16 protein-coding genes are annotated in these 18,150 nt (G+C 72.9%); 8 read left to right on the plus strand and 8 right to left on the minus strand.

Annotation, left to right across the window (positions count from 1 at the left end):
* The first annotated feature begins 193 nt into the window (after positions 1-193).
* From BUB75_RS16800 to BUB75_RS16825, 6 genes are read left to right on the plus strand one after another with little or no spacing between them, the layout of a single operon-like run.
* The gene (locus tag BUB75_RS16800) at positions 194-496 is read left to right on the plus strand and encodes an urease subunit gamma (protein ID WP_073258130.1); all 303 of its coding nucleotides are present in this window, start codon (positions 194-196) and stop codon (positions 494-496) included.
* Positions 493-819, plus strand: coding sequence for an urease subunit beta (locus tag BUB75_RS16805; protein WP_073258132.1), 327 nt, complete (start codon positions 493-495; stop codon positions 817-819). Before BUB75_RS16800 ends, BUB75_RS16805 begins: the two co-directional genes overlap by 4 nt.
* Positions 816-2,537 (plus strand): urease subunit alpha, encoded by a 1,722-nt coding sequence (locus tag BUB75_RS16810; RefSeq protein WP_073258134.1) that lies wholly within the window; start codon positions 816-818, stop codon positions 2,535-2,537. The genes BUB75_RS16805 and BUB75_RS16810 overlap by 4 nt, the downstream gene beginning before the upstream one ends.
* Positions 2,537-3,241, plus strand: coding sequence for an urease accessory protein UreF (locus BUB75_RS16815; RefSeq protein ID WP_073258136.1), 705 nt, complete (start codon positions 2,537-2,539; stop codon positions 3,239-3,241). The genes BUB75_RS16810 and BUB75_RS16815 overlap by 1 nt, the downstream gene beginning before the upstream one ends.
* Positions 3,231-3,953, plus strand: a complete 723-nt coding sequence (gene ureG, locus BUB75_RS16820) for an urease accessory protein UreG (RefSeq protein ID WP_084741298.1) — start codon at positions 3,231-3,233, stop codon at positions 3,951-3,953. Before BUB75_RS16815 ends, ureG begins: the two co-directional genes overlap by 11 nt.
* Positions 3,950-4,729 (plus strand): urease accessory protein UreD, encoded by a 780-nt coding sequence (locus BUB75_RS16825; protein WP_084741299.1) that lies wholly within the window; start codon positions 3,950-3,952, stop codon positions 4,727-4,729. The genes ureG and BUB75_RS16825 overlap by 4 nt, the downstream gene beginning before the upstream one ends.
* Here BUB75_RS16825 and BUB75_RS16830 read toward each other — a convergent pair.
* Positions 4,726-6,318 carry an HNH endonuclease signature motif containing protein gene (locus tag BUB75_RS16830; RefSeq protein ID WP_073258140.1) on the minus strand — a complete coding sequence of 531 codons (1,593 nt, stop codon included), beginning with the start codon at positions 6,316-6,318 and terminating at the stop codon, positions 4,726-4,728. The two genes, BUB75_RS16825 and BUB75_RS16830, sit on opposite strands and share 4 nt — an antisense overlap.
* A gap of 103 nt (positions 6,319-6,421) precedes the next feature.
* A complete protein-coding gene (locus BUB75_RS16835) occupies positions 6,422-7,234 on the minus strand; it encodes an ArsR/SmtB family transcription factor (protein ID WP_073258142.1) in 813 nt (270 codons plus the stop codon).
* Positions 7,235-7,297: 63 nt separating this feature from the next.
* Between BUB75_RS16835 and BUB75_RS16840 the strand changes: the two genes are divergently transcribed.
* Complete coding sequence (locus BUB75_RS16840; protein ID WP_073258144.1) at positions 7,298-8,500, plus strand: MFS transporter; 1,203 nt, start codon at positions 7,298-7,300, stop codon at positions 8,498-8,500.
* Here BUB75_RS16840 and BUB75_RS16845 read toward each other — a convergent pair.
* Genes BUB75_RS16845 through BUB75_RS16855 form a run of 3 tightly spaced genes read right to left on the minus strand, consistent with a single transcriptional unit; the run spans position 8,480 to position 12,803 of the window.
* Positions 8,480-9,853 carry an FAD-dependent oxidoreductase gene (locus BUB75_RS16845; protein ID WP_073258146.1) on the minus strand — a complete coding sequence of 458 codons (1,374 nt, stop codon included), beginning with the start codon at positions 9,851-9,853 and terminating at the stop codon, positions 8,480-8,482. The genes BUB75_RS16840 and BUB75_RS16845 overlap by 21 nt on opposite strands.
* Before the next feature lie 55 nt (positions 9,854-9,908).
* Positions 9,909-10,430, minus strand: coding sequence for an MOSC domain-containing protein (locus BUB75_RS16850; RefSeq protein WP_218617568.1), 522 nt, complete (start codon positions 10,428-10,430; stop codon positions 9,909-9,911).
* A gap of 39 nt (positions 10,431-10,469) precedes the next feature.
* Complete coding sequence (locus BUB75_RS16855; RefSeq protein ID WP_073258150.1) at positions 10,470-12,803, minus strand: serine/threonine-protein kinase; 2,334 nt, start codon at positions 12,801-12,803, stop codon at positions 10,470-10,472.
* A 178-nt stretch (positions 12,804-12,981) separates the two neighbouring features.
* On the opposite strand from BUB75_RS16855, the gene BUB75_RS16860 reads away from it, so the two are divergent.
* Positions 12,982-13,800 (plus strand): LLM class flavin-dependent oxidoreductase, encoded by an 819-nt coding sequence (locus tag BUB75_RS16860; protein ID WP_073258152.1) that lies wholly within the window; start codon positions 12,982-12,984, stop codon positions 13,798-13,800.
* Positions 13,801-13,813: 13 nt separating this feature from the next.
* Here the strand turns inward: BUB75_RS16860 and BUB75_RS16865 are convergent, their stop codons facing one another.
* From BUB75_RS16865 to BUB75_RS16875, 3 genes are read right to left on the minus strand one after another with little or no spacing between them, the layout of a single operon-like run.
* A complete protein-coding gene (locus tag BUB75_RS16865; RefSeq protein ID WP_143175248.1) occupies positions 13,814-15,484 on the minus strand; it encodes a diol dehydratase reactivase ATPase-like domain-containing protein in 1,671 nt (556 codons plus the stop codon).
* Positions 15,481-15,837, minus strand: coding sequence for a diol dehydratase small subunit (locus BUB75_RS16870; protein WP_073258154.1), 357 nt, complete (start codon positions 15,835-15,837; stop codon positions 15,481-15,483). The genes BUB75_RS16865 and BUB75_RS16870 overlap by 4 nt, the downstream gene beginning before the upstream one ends.
* 43 nt (positions 15,838-15,880) lie before the next feature.
* Entirely contained in the window at positions 15,881-18,139 is a 2,259-nt protein-coding gene (locus BUB75_RS16875; protein WP_073258156.1) for a propanediol/glycerol family dehydratase large subunit, read from the minus strand.
* Between the last annotated feature and the right edge of the window lie 11 nt (positions 18,140-18,150).

An 18,150-nucleotide genomic window follows, 5' to 3' on the forward strand; every position in this document is an offset into this window, starting at 1 on the left:
GGCTATCGGGATCTACCGGCTGAGCTCGCATAGCGACACTCTGACACACGTACCAATAAGTTGCAAGCTCGCTGGTGAACGGCGATCAGGGGTGGACCGGCGAGGCGAGATCCGCTGGTAACACATCGCGGTTACGCTGCCGGGCGGACTGCCGACGGGTCCGCGAGACCCGGACGAACCAGAGGACAACGCTGTGCACCTGACCCCGCACGAGCAGGAACGACTGCTCATCTCCTACGCGGCCGACCTGGCGCAGCGCCGCCGTCAGCGCGGGCTACGCCTGAACTATCCCGAGGCGGTCGCGGTGATCACCTCGTTCCTGCTGGAGGCAGCCAGGGACGGACGCACCGTGTCCGACCTGATGGAAGCCGGGCGCCACGTGCTCGGCCGGGACGACGTCATGGACGGCGTCCCCGAGATGATCGAGGAGGTGCAGGTGGAAGCGACTTTCCCGGACGGGACCAAGCTGGTCACGGTCCACCACCCCATTCCATGATTCCCGGCGAGATCGTGGTCGCCGAAGAGCCGGTGCCGCTGCTCACCGGCCGCGACCGGCTCACGGTCGAGGTCACGAACACCGCCGACCGGCCGATCCAGGTCGGCAGCCACTACCACTTCGCCGCGGTGAACACCGGGCTGGCGTTCGACCGGCGTGCGGCCTGGGGTTACCGCCTGGCGATCCCGGCAGGCACCGCCGTCCGGTTCGAGCCGGGCGTCGTCCGCGAGGTCGACCTGGTCGCGATCGCCGGGACTCGGGACGTGCCCGGCCTGCGGCCGGAGTTCGCCGGCCTACTCGACGAACGGGGTCCCGAAGCGTGACCGACAGCATCGACCGGAGCCGATACGCGCTGCTGTTCGGCCCCACCACCGGCGACCGCGTCCGGCTGGCCGACACCGACCTGCTGATCGAGGTCGAGGACGATCTGTCGCGCGGCCCGTCCGCCGGTGAAGAGGTCGTGTTCGGCGGCGGCAAGGTCATCCGCGAGTCGATGGGGCAGTCCCGCGCGACCCGCGCCGAGGGCGCCCCCGACCTGGTGATCACCGGGGCGTTGATCCTCGATCACTGGGGCATCGTCAAGGCCGACATCGGCGTCAAGGACGGCCGGATCGTCGGCATCGGCAAGGCCGGCAACCCCGACACGCAGGACGGAATCGATCCGACGCTGGTCATCGGACCGTCCACCGAGGTGCTGGCCGGCAACGGCAAGATCCTCACCGCGGGCGCGGTCGACAGCCACGTCCACTTGATCGCGCCGCAGCAGGTCGAGGAGGCGCTAGGTTCCGGCGTCACGACCTGGATCGCCGGCGGCACCGGTCCGGCCGAGGGCACCAAGGCGACGACCGTGACGTCCAGCCCCTGGTACCTGGCGCGGATGCTCGAGTCGCTGGACGACTACCCGCTCAACGTCGCGCTGCTGGGCAAGGGCAACACGGTCTCCGCCGAATCGATGGTCGAGCAGCTGCGCGCCGGGGCGTCCGGATTCAAGCTGCACGAGGACTGGGGTTCGACCCCCGCGGCGATCGACGCCTGCCTGCGGGTCTGCGACGAGTACGGCGTCCAGGCGGCACTGCACACCGACACCCTGAACGAGGCCGGGTTCGTCGAGGACACGATGGCCGCGATCGCCGGCCGGGGCATCCACACGTACCACACCGAGGGTGCGGGCGGCGGGCACGCGCCGGACATCATCACGGTCGCGAGCCACCCGAACGTGCTGCCCAGCTCGACCAACCCGACCCGGCCGCACACCGTCAACACGCTCGATGAACACCTCGACATGCTGATGGTGTGCCACCACCTGAACCCGGCGGTGCCCGAGGACCTCGCGTTCGCCGAGAGCCGGATCCGCCCGTCGACGATCGCCGCCGAGGACGTCCTGCACGACCTGGGCGCGATCTCGATGATCGGGTCGGACAGCCAGGCGATGGGGCGCGTCGGCGAGGTCGTTCTGCGCACCTGGCAGACCGCGCACACGATGAAGGTCCGCTACGGCCACCTGTCGGGCGGCGGTCCGGCCGACAATTTCCGGGCTCGCCGGTACGTCGCGAAGTACACGATCTGCCCAGCGATCGCGCACGGCTTGGAGGGTGAGGTCGGTTCGGTCGAGGTCGGGAAGCTGGCCGACCTGGTGCTGTGGGAGCCGAAGTTCTTCGGCGTCCGGCCGCACGTCGTCGTGAAGGGCGGGATGATCGCCTGGGCGCAGATGGGTGATGCGAACGCGTCGATCCCGACGCCGCAGCCGGTCCTGCCGCGACCGATGTGGGGCGCGCGGCCCACGGCCGCCAGCGCCACGAGCCTCCACTTCGTGGCGCCGATCGCCATCGAAGACGGCCTCGCCGATCGGTTGAACGTGCGGCGTCGGCTGGCCGCCGTCGCTGATGTGCGACGTCGGGGGAAGGCCGATTTGCCGCTGAACGACGCGACCCCGGAGATCCGCGTCAACCCGGACACGTTCGCGGTGTACGTCAACGGCGAGCTGATCGAGGAGGCTCCGGCGGCGGAACTCCCGATGGCCCAGCGATACTTCCTGTTCTGATGCGCCAAGCACTGTTGTTGCTCGCGGACTCCCGGCTACCGGCCGGGGCCCACGCTCACAGCGGCGGGGTCGCTCCGGCCGTGGACGCGGACCTCGTCGGCGGGCACGGCCGTGACCTCGCCGAGGTCGTGGAGTTCCTGCGCGGGCGCCTGCACACCGCAGGCCTGCTGGCCGCCGCCGTAGCCGCCCGCGCAGCGCACCTCGCGGCAGAGGCCGACCGCAGCCCGGCCACGGCCAGCGGCGCGTCCCCCGGGTGGGCCGAGCTCGACGCCGAGGTCGACGCTCGGACTCCGGCGCCCGCTCAGCGCGCGGTGTCCCGCGCTCAGGGTCGGGCGCTGCTCAGGGTCGCCCGGCGCGCGTTCCCGCACCCGCTGCTGGACGCCCTGGGCACGCACCCCCACCACCCGGTCGCGCTCGGCGTGGCCGTTCACGCGGCAGCGGGCACCCCGGCTGAGGCTGCGGCGGTCGCCGTGGCCGGAGCGGTCAGCGGCCCGGCGTCCGCTGCGGTGCGGTTGTTGGGGTTGGATCCGCTCGCCCTCACCGCCGCGCAAGCGGCGCTCGCCACGACGGCGGACGCGGTAGTGGCAGAAGCCGCCCGCTACGCCGACCAACCGACGGACGCGCTCCCGGCGCCGTCGGCTCCCCTACTGGACCTGCTCGCGCAGGCCCACGCTCGTTCGGAGGTGCGTCTCTTTGCTTCCTGATGCTCACGCTCGTGCCCACGCCACCGGCGAACCGCACGACCACGACGTCTTCGAACAGCACGCGCCGCTCACCGGCGAACTCGCCCCGGTCGACGGGCGGCGGGCGTTCCGGGTCGGTGTCGGCGGCCCGGTCGGCAGCGGCAAGACCGCGCTGGTCGCCGCGCTGTGCCGGACACTCGGCCCCGAGCTGCAGCTGGGCGTCGTCACGAACGACATCTACACGACCGAGGACGCCGACTTCCTGCGGCGCTCGGGTGTGCTCGCACCGGAGCGGATCGCCGCGGTGGAGACCGGGTGTTGCCCGCACACGGCGGTCCGCGACGACATCGCCGCGAACCTCGACGCGGTGGAAGGGCTCGAGGAGACGTTCGCCCCGCTGGACCTGGTGCTGGTGGAGAGCGGTGGCGACAACCTGACGATGACGTTCAGCCGCGGCCTGGTCGACGTGCAGCTGTTCGTGCTGGACGTCTCGGGTGGTGACAAGGTGCCGCGCAAGGGCGGGCCGGGCGTCACCGGCTCCGACCTGCTGGTGATCAACAAGACCGACCTGGCACCGCTGGTCGGTGCCGACCTCGGCGTGATGGACAGGGACGCCGCTGCGGTGCGGCGGGGCAAGCCCGTGGTGTTCCAGTCGCTGACCGAGGATCCTTCGGCGTCCGCCGTGGCCGAGTGGATCCGGGATGCCCGGAAGCGCTGGCTGGCCGATTCGTGAAGGCGTCGGCGCGTGCGGTCGCCGAGTTCGTGGACGGCCGCACGGTGTTGCGGCAACTCGCGTCGCAGCCGCCGATCGTGCTGCGGCAGACCGACCGCGGCCTGACGATGGTCACCGGGGCGGCCGGTCCGCTCGGCGGTGACCAGACCGACCTGACCGTGTCGGTGGGCGACGGCGCGTCGCTGACCGTTGGCTCGGCGGGCGCTGCGCTCGCGTTGCCGGGCGCGCACGGCGGCACCAGCCACGCGCTGGTGTCGCTGCACGTCGGCGCCGAGGCGTCGCTGCGGTGGGAGCCGCAGCCGCTGGTGGTGGCTTCCGGCGCCGATCACGTGGCGACGCTGGACGTGTCCCTCGTGGAGTCGGCCCGGCTGACGCTGATCGAGACGCTCGTGCTCGGGCGGCATCAGGAGGAGCCCGGTCGGTTGCGGACGCGCTGGCGGATCCGCCGCGGTGGCCGGACGTTACTCGCCCAGGACCTGGACGTCGGCGCCGGTGCCCCGCGCGGGTGGGACGGTCCGGCCGTGCTGGGTGGCGCCCGTGTGCTGGCGACGGCCCTCGCCGTTGATCCCTCCGGTTTTGCTGTGGACGCCGTCCGGCAGCACACCGCGGATGGGGTGCGGTGTGACGTGCTGCCGCTGGTGGATCCGGCCGCTGTGCTGGTCATGGCGGTGGGTCCGGACACCGTTCGAGTGGGCCGCGCCGTTGCCGATGCCGTGGCACGCACCAGCGCCGGGCCTACCTCGAGTAGGTCCGGTGCCGGGGCGTCTGCGAGCTAGAAGGGCGGCGGATCGTCGGCGAGCGCGGTTGCCGAGCCACGCGCCGGCACCGGGAGGAGCTGCGACCAATCCGCCGGCACTCGCAGGGCTTCCGATTCGTCACCTTGATCGGGTGGATCGACGGTGTAGGTGTGGCCTGCGGGGCTGGTCCAGGTGCAGGCGCCGGTGGCGGGGTGGTGAACGAGCTCCCAGCCGGCTTCGTCCTTGGCTCGATGGTGCCGGCGGCAAAGCGCCACCAGGTTCGCAGCGCTGGTTTCACCACCGTCGACGCGGCGGACGTTGTGGTCCAGGTCGCAGCGGTAGGACGGCTGGGAGCACCCGGGGAACACACAGGTGGGATAGGTCGCCCGAACGAGCGCGGCGAGCCGCGCGGTTGGCCGGTAGGTGGTTCGGCCGAGGTCGGTGACGACGCCACCGGGGTCGGTTATCCACTTTCCCCAACGGCCATCCGCCGCTAGTTCGCGGACGATCGACGCGGGGACGGGGCCGTAGCCGGTGAGATCGCCCGGTTGGTTGCCGACTCCCAGGACGGTGGAGAGCGGCGCGGTCACGGCGACCCGCGGTGGGACGGCGTGCTTGCCGGCGAGGACCCTGGCGATCAACTCAGCGGCCCGGTCGGACGTCTCGCCGCCGGTGGCCGTGGTGGGTGTGGCCGTGGCGGGCGCGGCCGTGGCGGGCGCGGCCGTGGCGGGCGCGGCCGTGGCGGGCGCGGCCGTGGCGGGCGCGGCCGTGGGGGGCGCTGTGCCGGGCCCGGCCGTGGTGGGCGCCGTGGCGGGCGTGGCCGTGGCGGGGGCCGTGGGGATCAGGCCGGAGGCGGTGAGGGCGCCGATCTCGGCCAAGGCGACCAGCGCGTCGGCGCGACGCTGGTCGATCGTGCGGGTGTCGCCGCCGACCCGGGTGCGACCGGCGAACTGATCGACGACGGCGCGCAGACGGGCAGCGTCGTCGGCGGGCAGGATCGCGTGTAACTCGGCCATGCCGTCGGCCACGGGGGTGAAGTCCACCCGCCGGCCCTTGCGCGCTTTCCGGTGTCGCTTCTCCGCTCCGTCCGGATCGGCCTTCGCGACCTCCCTTCGAGCTTGCCGTGCGAGCTGCGCCGGGGTCTTCTTCTCGGCGGAGTCCAGGAGCCGGGCCTCGACCTCCGCAGCACGCTCGTCGTCCAGTGGCTCCAGAGCGTGCACGATCTCCACCGCGTGCCGGTAGGTGATGCGGCCCTCGCTCAGGGCACGTCGGGTGAGGAAACACCGGCTGGCCAGCGCACGCGCGACCTCGATGCGGTCGGACGCGGCGAGGTTCGACCACCGCAGCCCGGCAGCGACCTCTTCGCGCCCCCAGTCTTCGTCCTCCGGCCCGATCCGCGACCCGGCGATTTGCAACACCGCGTCGTTGAGTCGGGCGTCGAGCCAGGCCTGCGCCTTCTGCCACGCCTGCGCGACCAGTACTTGGTCGCTCGCGTCGGGCAGAGCCTCCGGCACTCCTGCTTCGTCGGTGGTCCGACGCTCCACCGGCCCTATCCCCGCCAGTACCGCGATCAGCTCCGGGCCGACCGGTACGCCGCTGATCAGGGCGCTCACCTGCGAGAAACTCATGCCAATCACTATCGCACTCACGTACGACAGAAATCGTTTTCCACCGGCGGCGCGGGCGCCGATCGAGCATTGTGGATAGCTGTCCGATCGAGCCCGCGATCGGCTAGCCGAGGAGCGGCTCGAGCGCGGCGTGTTCGATCAGGCTGCGGGGAACCGGGCCGGGCAGCAGCAGTCCGCGGCGGAGGAAGCTGCGGAGGATCTCGCCGCCCAACGCGCCGCCGAGGTGGGGGCGCCCAGCGGTGGCGTCCAGGCATCCCACGGCGAGCTTGCGCCGCCCCACCTGCGGATAGTCCACCCCGAGCCGCTCGAGCGCGGCCGGGAGCGTGGCCCCCGGCTGCAGGACCGATTCCGGCTCCGGGCCGGGGATCAGCGCCCCGTCCGCCATCAACCGGTCGAGCACCCGCACGCCGGCCTCACCGGCGAGGTGGTCGTAGCAGGTCCGGGCCTGGGCGAACGGCGAGAGCCTGCCGCCCGCCCCTGCACCTGCGCCCGCAGCCGCGCGCGCCGCGATGCGGACGGCAGCGGCCGCGGCGTTAACGGCCGCGGCGTCACCGACAGCGGCGCCAACGGCTGCGGCGTTGCCGACAGCGGCCTTAGCGGCTGCGGCGTTGCCGGCCGCGGCATCAACGGCTGCCCTGTCAACGGATCCGGGCGATTGGCCGGCGAGGGTGTCCACTGCGCCGACGAGCGCGCGCACAGCGTCCGGATTGCGCAGTGTGTAGCGGGTGGACCGGCCGGCCCGCACCGGATCCACCAGACCGGCTGCGCGCAGCGCGGCCAAGTGGTTGCCGAGCCGCGACGGCGTGACGCCGAGCCGCTCGGCGAGCGCCGCCTGGGCCGGCCCGTCGTCGGCGAGGAGCTGTCGCAGCACCTCGAAGCGGATCGGGTCGCCGATCGCGCTGAGAACGTCAGTCATCGCGCCTCCGAGGTTTGACGCTAGCCGACATTGACAATTCAGGTTGTCATGAAACATGAGCGCGTGATTGCTGCCCGTCTCCTCACCGGCACGGCGATCAACGGGGTCGGCGGTGGGCTGTGGTTCACGATCTGGGCGCTGTACCTGACCCGGGTGGTCGGGCTGTCCGCCGGTCAGCTCGGGCTCTCGCTGGCGGTGGCCGGGGTCGTGGGAATCGTGCTGTCGCTGCCCGGCGGCGCGCTCGCGGACCGGCTGGGCGCGCGGCGGGTAGCGGTGACGATCAACCTGGTCCGCGCCGCCGCGGGCCTGGCGTTCCTCGCGGTCGACGGCGTGCTCGCGCTGACGCTCGTCGCCGCGGTGTTCAACGGTGCCCAGGTGGTCGGGTCCGGGGTGGGGAACGCGCTGATCACCGGGCTGTTCCGCGGTGACGAGCGGGTGCGGATGCTGGCGCGCTCGCGGGCGGCGGTGCACGCCGGGAACACGGTCGGTGCCGGGCTCGGTGCCGCGGTGCTCGCGATCGACCGGCCGTGGGCCTACGCGGCCGCGATCGTCGGGAACGCGGCGACGTTCGTCGTCAACGCGTCGTTGCTGGTCGGCGTGCCGGAGACGGCGACCAGCCGGCGGATCAGCCGGTGGGCCGGGCTGCGCGGTACCGCGATCCGCGACCGGCGCTACCTCGCGGTGATGCTGCCGATCACCGCGCTCACAGCCTGCTGGGCGGTGCAGTCGGTCGGCATCCCGCTCTGGGTGGTGTCGTCTACGGACGCGTCCCCGGCCGTCGCCGCGACGACCGTGATCGTGAGCTCGATCCTGATCGCCGCACTGCAGAGCGCGGTGAGCGCCCGGGTCGTCACCGTGCGGCGGGGTGCACGCGCGGCGACGCTCAGCGGCGTGGTGCTCGCGGCGAGCTGCCTGGCGTTCGTTCCGGCGGCCTGGGTGGGAGCCGGGTGGGCGGCGGTGATCGTGCTCGGTGCCGGGCTCCTGCACGTCGCCGGTGAGCTGCTGTTCGTGTCCGGGCAGTGGGGCGTGTCGGTACCGCTGATGCGTGAGGAGTGCCGCGGCGAGTACCAGGGCCTCAACGCGACGCTCACCGGAGCGGTGCAGGAATTCGCGCCCGCGGTGGTCGCGGCGCTCGTCGGTGGTCTCGGCGCCTACGGGTGGGCGGTGCTGGCCGGGTTCTTCGTGGCGTGTGCGGCGCCGATCGTGCCGCTGGCCGCCCAGGCGGTGGCCGCCCGCGACGTTCGCTCAGCAGATGCGCTGGTGTGAGTCGACGGCGTCGAGCAGTTCAGCGCGGGTCGCGAGCGTCGTCCGGGTGCGGCCGCGGCTCTCGCCGAGCGCGATCTCGGCGGCGTCGATCGTTCGCCAGTCCTCAAGCGTGAACACCCGGACACCGCGGTCGGCGAGCAGCGTGGTGAGGGAGTCGGGGCTCTCGGTTCGCAGCAACCTACCCGCGGCAGCGTCCGCGAGCAGCGTCTCGATCGTCTCGTGCGCGTCGGACTTGTTGGTGCCGATCACGCCGGTCGGCCCGCGCTTGATCCAGCCCGCCACGTACTCCCCCGGCGCGGGCGCCCCGTCGCGCACCACCCGTCCCCGCTCGTGCGGCACCACACCGGCGGACGCGTCGAACGGCAGGCCCGGAAGCGGCACCCCGCGATACCCGACCGACCGAACCACCAGCTGCGCCTCGATCACCGCCTGTTCACCGGTGCCGACCACCCGCCCGTCCGGGGTGAGCGCGGTGCGTTCGACCAGCACGCCCTCGACCCGGTCGGTGCCGAGGATCTCCACCGGCCTGGTGAAGAACCGCAGGTGGACGCTGGTCGGGTTACCGATGCCGTCCGGGCTGCCCGCCCAGCCCCGCAGGACGTCGACGTTGCGAGCCACCGCACGATCGCTCGCCACCAGCGCGTCCGTCACCGGGTGCGCCGCCAGGTCCGCGGGGTCGACGTGCACCGAGACTCCGTCGATCTTGCCGAGTTCCCGCAGCTCCTTCGTGGTGAACGCGGCATGGGCCGGAGCCCGGCGCCCGAGCAGGTGGATGTCGCGGACCGGGCAGCCGCCGAGTGCACTCAGGACGTGTTCGGGCATGTCGGTGTGGTCGAGCGCTCCGCAGCGGGCCAGCACCCGCCCGACGTCGAGCGCCACGTTGCCCACGCCGACGACGACCGCCGAGCGGGCCGGCCGCAGCGCCTCTTCCACCGGCCCGCGGATCACGTCCGGGTGGCCGCAGTACCAGGCCACGAAGTCGGTCGCGGCGAGGCTGCCCGGCAGGTCCTCGCCGGGGATACCGAGTCGCCGGTCGCGGGCCGCGCCGAACGTGTAGACGACCGCGTCGACGTGCCTGCGCAGCTCGTCGGTCGAGACGTCGGCACCGATCTCGACGTTACCCAGGAACCGGACCGAGGGGTTCCGCAGCAGCCGCCAGAGCGTCTCCCGGATGCCGCGGATGCTCAGGTGGTCCGGCGCGACGCCGTATCTGACCAGTCCGAACGGCGTCGGCAGCCGGTCGAGGACGTCGACCTCGACCGCCACGTCGGATTGTCGGGTCAGCGCCTCGGCAGCGTAAATGCCCGAGGGGCCCGATCCGACGACAGCTACCCGAAGTGGTCGCTGGTCCACCTCTTCACACTACGTCCGGACCGTCGGCGGTATGCGGGGATTCACCGACCGCGGCTCAGACGCGTTCCAGCGGCCGGTGCGGCAGCGCCGGCAGCGTCACCTCGATCGGGTCGCCGGTACGGACGGTGCCGCCGGTCAGCACGATGCCCATCACACCGGCTTTCCGCACCGCCGCGCCGAGATCGTCGGTGGTGAGGACGGCCTTCAGCAGGCCCGACCGGTATCGGTTGATCTGTCCGCACGGGTTCCGCAGGCCGGTGATCTCGACGATCGCGTCCGCGCCGAGGCGCAGCACGGCGCCGGTCGGCAGCGCCAGCAGGTCGACGCCGCGGGTCAGCACGTTCTCGCCAAGGCCACCGGGCTCGACGTCGAAGCCCTGCGGCGCCAGCTCGTCGAACAGCTCGCTCTGGATCAGGTGGACCTGGCGGAGGTTCGGCTGCGTCGGGTCGGCCGCGACCCGGGACCGGTGCTGCACGGTGACGCCCGCGTGCGCGTCACCCTCCACACCGAGCCCGGCCAGTAACACGATCTCGGGGACCGCCCGCTTGCTGAACCGGTGTTCCGCGTCCCTGCTCACCGAGGTAACCAAAGGTGTAGTCACTGCCCGGATTCTCCCTCACCACGGGAGCCGGGTCAGCCGACTTTCCGCCGTGCGGCGATAGAGCCGGTGGACGCGATCCCCGGACCCGGTCCGCTCCTCGGTCACCAGGAAGACGTCGCCGTCGTCGGTGACCGCTATCCCGACCGTCCGCAGCCCCGCCACCGGCCGCACAAAACCCTCCGGGTCGATCCGCCGAGCGTCGTTCCCCCCGAAGTAGAGGCTGCCGTCCCGGGCGACCGCCAGCGCGAAGACGGCCTCCACCCCGACCTCGGTGGACTGCACGTCGTTGCGCAGCGGCCCGCTCGTACCGTCACCGGCGAACGTCCGGATGAAACCGGAGCCGACCCGAACCACGCGGATCCGCCGGTTGCCCTGGTCGGCCACGAACAGCCGCACCCCGGACGAGTCGACGGCGAGCGCCGTCGGCGCGTTGAGCAGCGCCCAGCTCGCGTAGAAGCCGTCACCGCCGAACCCCCGCTGGCCGGTGCCCGCGAACGCCTCGATCGTCCCGTCGGACCGCACCCGGCTGACCTGGTTGCGCTGCTGCTCGGCGATCCAGAGCACGCCCTGGCTGCTCGCGGCGATCGAGAACGGCTCGGAGAGCCGCACCCGGGTGCCGCGTGTGCGGCCGTTCACCGGCCGGCTGCCGCCGCCGGCCACCGTGCTGATCCGGCCGTCGGTGGAGACCTTGCGCACGCGACGGTTGCCCAGGTCAGCGATGTACAGGTTGCCTGCACCGTCGACGGCCAGCGAGGCCGGATTGCTCAGCGACGCCCGCACGGCCGGGCCTCCGTCGCCGGAGAACCCCTCCCGGCCGTTGCCCGCGACGACGACGCCGCCGTCGCGGCTCACCCGCACCGAGTCGAACTTCCGGACCTCGCTACGCACGGGGTCGGAGACGTAGACCGTCGTGCCGTCCGTGACGATGCCGCCCGGCCCGGGGACGACGGCAGGCTCGGCGAATCGGCTCGCGCCCAGCCCGACGACGACCGCGGCGAGGGCCGCACCCAGCACCGCCGCTCCGATCGCCAGCATCCGCCGGGGTAGCGCCGGGAAGCGTCCGTCCGGGCGCTTGCCGAGCAGCCACTGCGGTGTTGCGGTGACCACGAGCGCGCTGGTGGTGCTGCGGGTTTCGCCGCCCCAGGTCACCTCGTCCTGGCCGATCCGCGCCTCGTCGGCCGGTGGGTCGCGCGGTGCGGGCGAGGCTGGTGGTGCGGACAGGGCTGGTGGTGCGGGCGAGGCGGGTGGCAGTGCGGGGCGGTCGCGCAGTACCGGCAGGCGCACGGTCGCGGCGGTGGGCGGCGGTTCGTCCCGCAGCACCTCGTCCAGGCGGGCCGGGGGCGGTCCCCAGGGCCAATCCGGCAGTCGGCGGCCGACCGTGGTCTCGAACGGACGCACCAGCCCACCGCGGCCGGGGCCGGACGACTGCGCGGCGCTGCGCAGCTCGTCGTCGATCCGCACCGGCAGGCCTGCGCGGGCGAGCCAGTCCGAGCCGAACGCCTCCGCCGCTGCGGTGGCGAGGTCCAGGGCGTACGCCCGCGCGGTCGGCTGCCGCTCGTCCAGATCCTTGGCCAGCCCACGCAGGACAACGGCCGCGACCCGGGTGGCGACGTCCGGCATCGGCGGCGGTGGCTGGCTCAGGTGCTGCAGCAGCATCGCCGCGGGCGGCAGGTCGACCGAGAACAGCGGTCGGCCGGTGAGCAGCCGGTAGAGCACGACGCTGAGCGAGTACAAATCGGTGCCGGGCCCGAGGCGTCCGAGCGACGCCTGCTCCGGTGCCATGTAGACCGGCGAGCCGACGAACGTGCTCGACGCCGCCGCCGTCCGGTCCAGGAGCTTCGCGATGCCGAAGTCGGTGACCTTGACCGTGCCGTCGCCGCTGAACAGCAGGTTGTCGGGCTTGACGTCGCGGTGCAGCACCCGGCGGCGGTGGGCGGCGTCCAGGCCGTCGGCGACCGCGAGCCCGAGGCCGCACGCGTACTCGGGCGTCACCCGGCGATTGCCGCGAGCGCCGAGGCTGCCACCGCTCAACCGCTCCATCACCAGCAGGTAGAGGCCTTCGCCCTCCACGTAGTCGTAGAGCCGGACGACGTGCGGGTGGTCGAGTTCGGCGAGGACCTGCGCCTCGGCCAGAAAGCGCTGCTCGGCCTCGGATGCCCGGTCAGCCTCGGATGCCCGGTCAGCCTCGGATGCCCGATCGCCCGTTCCGGCGAGCACCTTGACCGCGACCTCCCGGCCCAGCCTGCGGTGGCGCGCCGCGATGACCAGACCGAACGCGCCACGCCCGAGTTCCTCGCCCAGCACGTAGCCGGGTAGAGCCTCCTCGATACGCGCCCGATCAACGATCATCCGGGGTCCGTTTCAGTTAGCGGCTCCAGCTCCACGCGACGACCGGGAGTAATCCTCCATGTCCGGCACGTCAGCCACAACGCGCACCAAGTCTCAACCCGACAACGGCTGCCCACTTCGGAATACGCGGCGGATTCTCCGGGTCGTTACAGCCATAGACGATCGTGGGAGGAACGGCATGACCGACCGAAAATTCCGATTCGGACTCGTCGCGGCACCGAACCTGAGTGGCGACGCCTGGGTCGCTCTCGCCCGCCGTTCCGAGGCGCTCGGCTACGACACGCTGCTCGTTCCCGACACGCCGGATCTGGGATCGCCGCTGCCGGCTGCCGCGCTGGCCGCCGGGGCGACGACGACGTTGCGGGTGGGGACGTTCGTCCTGGTCGCGCCGGTTCGGCAACCCACGTCGATCGCCCGGGACGCCACGACGCTCGACCGCCTGACCGGGGGCCGTTTCGAGCTCGGGCTCGGCACCGGACGCCCGGGCGCCGACGAACTCGCCGCGATCCTCGGTACCGAACTGCCACCGCCGGCCGAACGAGTCGACCGGGTGGCCGACGTCGTCCGGGCGGTCCGCGAGCAGGGCGACGCGACGCGAATCCTGATCGCCGGCACCGGAACCCGCATCCTCACGCTGGCCGGGCAGGTCGCCGACACGGTGTCGTTCGCGCTGCCACCCTCGGAGAACGACGCCGCGCTGGAGCGGGTCGTCACGCTGGTGCGCGATGCCGCCGGCGACCGATTCGACCAGGTGGAGCTCGCGACGAACCTGGTGATCGTGGGTGAGCGTGAGGTGCCGGGGGTCTCCGCGTGGCTCGGCGGTACACCCGCCGAGCTGGCGGCGGCCGGGTCGATCGCCGTGCTGCTCGGGTCCCCGGCCGAGATGGCCGATCGGCTGGCCCGGCGCCGGGACGCGCTCGGTGTCTCCTACGTGACGCTGAACGCGACCTCGATCGACGATTTCGCCCCGGTCGTCGAACGCCTCGCCGGTACGTAGAGCCGAGCCGCGCTCAGAGTGCCGCGAGTGCGGCGAGTGCGAGACCCCAGGCGACCGCGTAGCGGTGGCCGAGGGCACCGGCGACGTTGCCGCGCCCGAGCCCGACGCCGTCCGGCAGCACGGCGTCGACGATGCGCAGCACCTCGTCGTCACCCGCGGGACCACCCACCACGAGCACCGTCCCGGTCACGCCGTCCTGCAGCCCGCGCCGGACGGCGGTACCGAGCACGGCCTGCTTCAGCGCGAGCCGGAACGACCGCCACTCCGCCGGTCCGATCCGGACGCTGATCGGCAGCAGCCCGGCCGGTCCCGGCGCGGCCAGCCAACCGACGGCCCCGGCCTGCTGCGGCACCGGCAGGAACGTCTTGTCGCCGTCCTCCTGCGTCGCGAGCTGGGGTGTCTCCAGCCGCACGGCCGGGCCGCGTTTGGCCCACTCCGCGGCGCCGCGGGTCACGCCGAGCCCGAGCGCGACCGCAGCGGTCAACAGGTCACCGCCGCCGGCCACCACCCGTTCCCCCTCGGGGCGGACCACGTCGACGGTGCCGCCGCCGAGATCAACGACGACGGCGTCCGGCGGGGCGCCGGGCGTCGTCACCGCACCGACGTGCGCCGCGGTCGCCTCGCTGGTGGCGCACACCACCGGCACGCCCAGCGCGCTGCCGAGCAGAACGTCGGCCGGTACCGGACCGGCCGTAGGGAGCAGGCCCGCCAGCGCGTAACCACCCTCGTTCGTGCCCGCCCGGAACAGCAGCGACGACGCGAGCGCGCCGACGTCCACGACCGCGAGGTCGGCCACCACGATCGGATCCCCGCCGTCGAGGGCGTAGCGTGCGAAGGCGCCCGGCCGAGCGTCCGCCAGAAGACGGGCCGCCTCCGCGAGGGAAACCGCGCCGTCTGGCGTCCACACTCGACTTGGGAGCGGTTCCGAGGACACGTCGGACGCGGAGCCGCCGACCGTCACCACCGCGCTGGAGACGTCGGCCAGTTGCCGCGCCACCCGGCGCAGCGCGCCGCTGTCCGCCGGGACAGCCCCGAACGAGGTGGCCCCGAACGAGGTGGCCAGGAACAGGGGGTCGGTCAACGACCGCAGCGGACGCCCCGGCTCAGCCACCTCGACCGCCACCAGCGCGGATCCGGCCACCGCAGCGAGGTCCACACCGTCCACGATCGGCACCGGGGCGCCGAGCCGGTTCGCGACCAGCCGCGCCTCGTCGGCGGCGAGCAGCACCGCGACGATCGGGGCCCCCGCCGAGAGCAGCGCACGCAGCCGGGCGGCGGCCTCCCGGTAGCCGACCGCCACCAGCGCGACCACCGGCTCACCGGACGCCGGGACCTCGTCGAGCGGCACCGGCCGCCCGATGCCCACCCCGGAGCCGCCCGGCGACGAGACACCGGCCGTCAGCACCCGGAACCGGCCGGTGTCGGGTGGCGGCTCCGGCACCGTGGCCGCCGACGTCCTGACCGGGCGCAGCGGCGCCACCGCGGCCAGCGCCACGGTGCCGGAGACCCGCCGGGCCAGCCGGCGCACCAGCGCAGCCGCACCCTGCACCGAGGACGGCGAGCCCTTCGCGCCCCTGGTCATCGTCCGGTCCCAGGCCACCGGCGTGCCCGTCGTGGCGTCGGCGAGCACCACCTCGGTGGTGGCGTTTCCGATATCGACGCCGGCGACCAGCGGAGGTGTCACCGGCACAGGCCGCGGCGGCGGTAGACCTCGGCGGCCTCCCGCACCAGCGCCGCGTTGATCGGCGCGTTGCGGGCGTCCAGCCAGGCCGCGATCTCCTCGAGCTCCTCGAACGTGCTGCGCCGGGGCCGCAGCGCCTCGTAGATCCGCATCACGTCGGCGTCGTCGAGCGCGGTGAGCTCGGCCGCCCGGCGGAAGTTCGCGGCCAGCTGCGGGTTGGCGTGCTGTTCCGCGACCTGGGCCTGGTGCTCCAGGGTCTCCGGGTGGATCCGCAGGTCGTCAGTGGTCACCTCACCGGCCCGCACGGCGTCGAGCGTCAGGGAGTCCAACGGCCGCCCGGAGAACGCCTTGGTCAATGAACCCTTTTCAACCTCCGGCGTGCTCGGAGGTGAGGCGGCCTCAGTTGTCGCCGGTCGAAAAGGATTCATCCGTTACCTTCAGTTCGTCCGGGCCGAGCGGGGCGCAGCACCCGCGCTCGACGGCGACCAGCGACACGACCGCGGTGTGGTACCGGGCCTCGATCGCCTCGTCGGTATAGGGGTTCTTGGCCGGTTCGGGTGTGGCGCCGCGGGCGTGCCGGGCCGCATTCACCCCGAGCAGCCGGTAGTGGGAACGCTCCAGGGCAGGTGCCACCGAGTACAGCTCCAGGTTGGCCAGCGGCGGCAGGTCGCGCCGGTGGATCAGCGCGGTGCCCTTGGCCTGCAGCCCGACCGCGACGCCGGAACCGGCCAAGCGGGCCGCGGAGAGCCCGACCATGCCGAGGTCGAGCGTGTCGTTGATCCGGACGACACGGCCGACGCACCCCTCCTCTTCGATCCCGGCCAGGATCTCGCGGAGCACGTCGACCACCGGTAGGCCGGACAGCGTCCGCCAGATCTCGCGGCCGGTCGCCGGGGAGACGCCGACCAGCACCTCCCTGGGGTCGGTCCCGGGAAGCGCGGGCCCCACCACCGAGAGTTCGGAGGAGGCCCAGGAGGCCTGCTCGGCGCGGAGGTCCTCGACCGAGCGGGCCTGCCGGATGTCGTCGATCTCCGCCTGCCTGGCTTCCGACGGCTCGTAGCCGGTACCCGGCCCCGCGTAGTCGTTCGGGTCGGTGACCAGCGAGAGCACGTTCATCGACGAGTCGAAGATCGCCGCGGTCTGCAGGTAGTCGCCGACGACGCGGGCCTTGAGCATGGCCAGCACGCGTTCGGCCTCCTCCTCGAACCCGGACTCGGCCAGCGCGGTGACCACGTCGACCATCGACAGGCCCGACTCCCGGATCGTGCGGGCGGCGTTGAGGACGCTCAGCGCGTCGTCACCCACCAGGTCCTTGGAGCCGACGGCGTCCACGGCGGCGTCCACCGATTCGTCAGAAAGGTCCGCGAGGCCGAACCACCGGTACACCGCCTGCACCGCCTCGGCGGCCCGGCGCCGCAGCGCGCCCAGCGACTCCGGCGGGGCGGTCTTCAGACCGCCGTCGACACCCCAGTCGCGCTGCAGCGCGAGCCAGTCGTCGAGGTCCTCGGCGTTCCAGTTGCTCGGGCCGAACATGTTGTCGTAGCGCTGGATCGTGCCGAAGCCGCTGCAGACGAAGTCGGAGCCGGCCAGCAGGATCGGCAGCGTCCGCGAGGTGCGGCGGACGTCGGACTCGCTCATCAGCGCGTCGTTGCCGGTGCAGGCCTCCAGGTTGCGGGCCATCACCATCACGTTCTCGGCCATCAGCTCCCGGACGCCCGCGGGAACGGCCGCCGCTACCGACGCCCCGTCGATCCCGCCGTTCTGCACACCCTGCGCGCCGATCGCACGGGCCAGCGAGACGCAGCGCGACTCCAGGTAGAGCATCGAGCGGCGTTCCGCGCCGCCCATCAGCACCTCGGCGCCGGCGCCCGACGACACCCGCATCTTGATGCCCCGGGACGCGTACGCGGAGGTCAGGAACGCCTTCGACCAGGGGGTGTCGTCGCCGTCGGTGAACACGCCCTCGGTGCCGTAGAGCGAGACGGTCTCGGCGTAGGAGACGAAGCCGCGCAGGCCGAGTTCGAGTTCCAGCGCCTCTTCGACCGAGCACTGGACGAGCACCCCGGCGGCGCCCACCGCGGCGCCGACGCTCACCGCGACCGCGTTGGAGGGCGCGTCGGCGAGCACCGGCACCGTGGTCTCCAGCTCGCGGAAACCGTAGGCGGCGGCTGTCGCGGCGTCGGCGGCGAGCAGCAGCGGGTCGTCGGCGCGGTTCGTCACGTGGCCCTGGTTGCTGGGCGTCCGGCGAGCCCGCAGCTTGGTCATCGCCATCGTCAGCTCGGCCGGTCGGAGCAGCGCCAGGACGCGGGCGAGCTTGGCCGGTGTGCACCCCGCCACGAGCCGCACCACCTCGGCACGCGGCACGGCGAAATCCACGAACAGACGCGCCAGTTCGACGTCGGAGAACGCCGTGGCCTCCTCGGCGACGCTCAGGTCCAAGCCGTGCGCCGCGATGAACGCGTCGATCGTGTCGAAGTCCGCTTCGGCGACGCCGTCCAGCTCGACGACCCGGCCGTCCACCAGCCGCAGGGACGGCTCCGGGTCGTACGGCGAGCGCAGCGCCACCAGGCCGAGATCGGCGTTCTCCACCGCGAACCCGTCGAGGTTCACGCGCCGGGCGTCCAAGTCGCGGATTCGCCCCACCCGCCGATCGGCCATGCACTCTCCCT

It is taken from the genome of Cryptosporangium aurantiacum, assembly GCF_900143005.1.
In the GTDB taxonomy this organism is placed as follows: domain Bacteria; phylum Actinomycetota; class Actinomycetes; order Mycobacteriales; family Cryptosporangiaceae; genus Cryptosporangium; species Cryptosporangium aurantiacum.

Excerpts from the sequence above, each read along its gene's own strand:
- BUB75_RS16855 (WP_073258150.1), bottom strand. The coding sequence starts at position 12,803 with ATGATCGTTGATCGGGCGCGTATCGAGGAGGCTCTACCCGGCTACGTG.
- BUB75_RS16815 (WP_073258136.1), top strand. The coding sequence starts at position 2,537 with ATGCGCCAAGCACTGTTGTTGCTCGCGGACTCCCGGCTACCGGCCGGG.
- BUB75_RS16860 (WP_073258152.1), top strand. The coding sequence starts at position 12,982 with ATGACCGACCGAAAATTCCGATTCGGACTCGTCGCGGCACCGAACCTG.
- BUB75_RS16830 (WP_073258140.1), bottom strand. The coding sequence starts at position 6,318 with ATGAGTTTCTCGCAGGTGAGCGCCCTGATCAGCGGCGTACCGGTCGGC.
- BUB75_RS16835 (WP_073258142.1), bottom strand. The coding sequence starts at position 7,234 with ATGACTGACGTTCTCAGCGCGATCGGCGACCCGATCCGCTTCGAGGTG.
- BUB75_RS16805 (WP_073258132.1), top strand. The coding sequence starts at position 493 with ATGATTCCCGGCGAGATCGTGGTCGCCGAAGAGCCGGTGCCGCTGCTC.
- BUB75_RS16875 (WP_073258156.1), bottom strand. The coding sequence starts at position 18,139 with ATGGCCGATCGGCGGGTGGGGCGAATCCGCGACTTGGACGCCCGGCGC.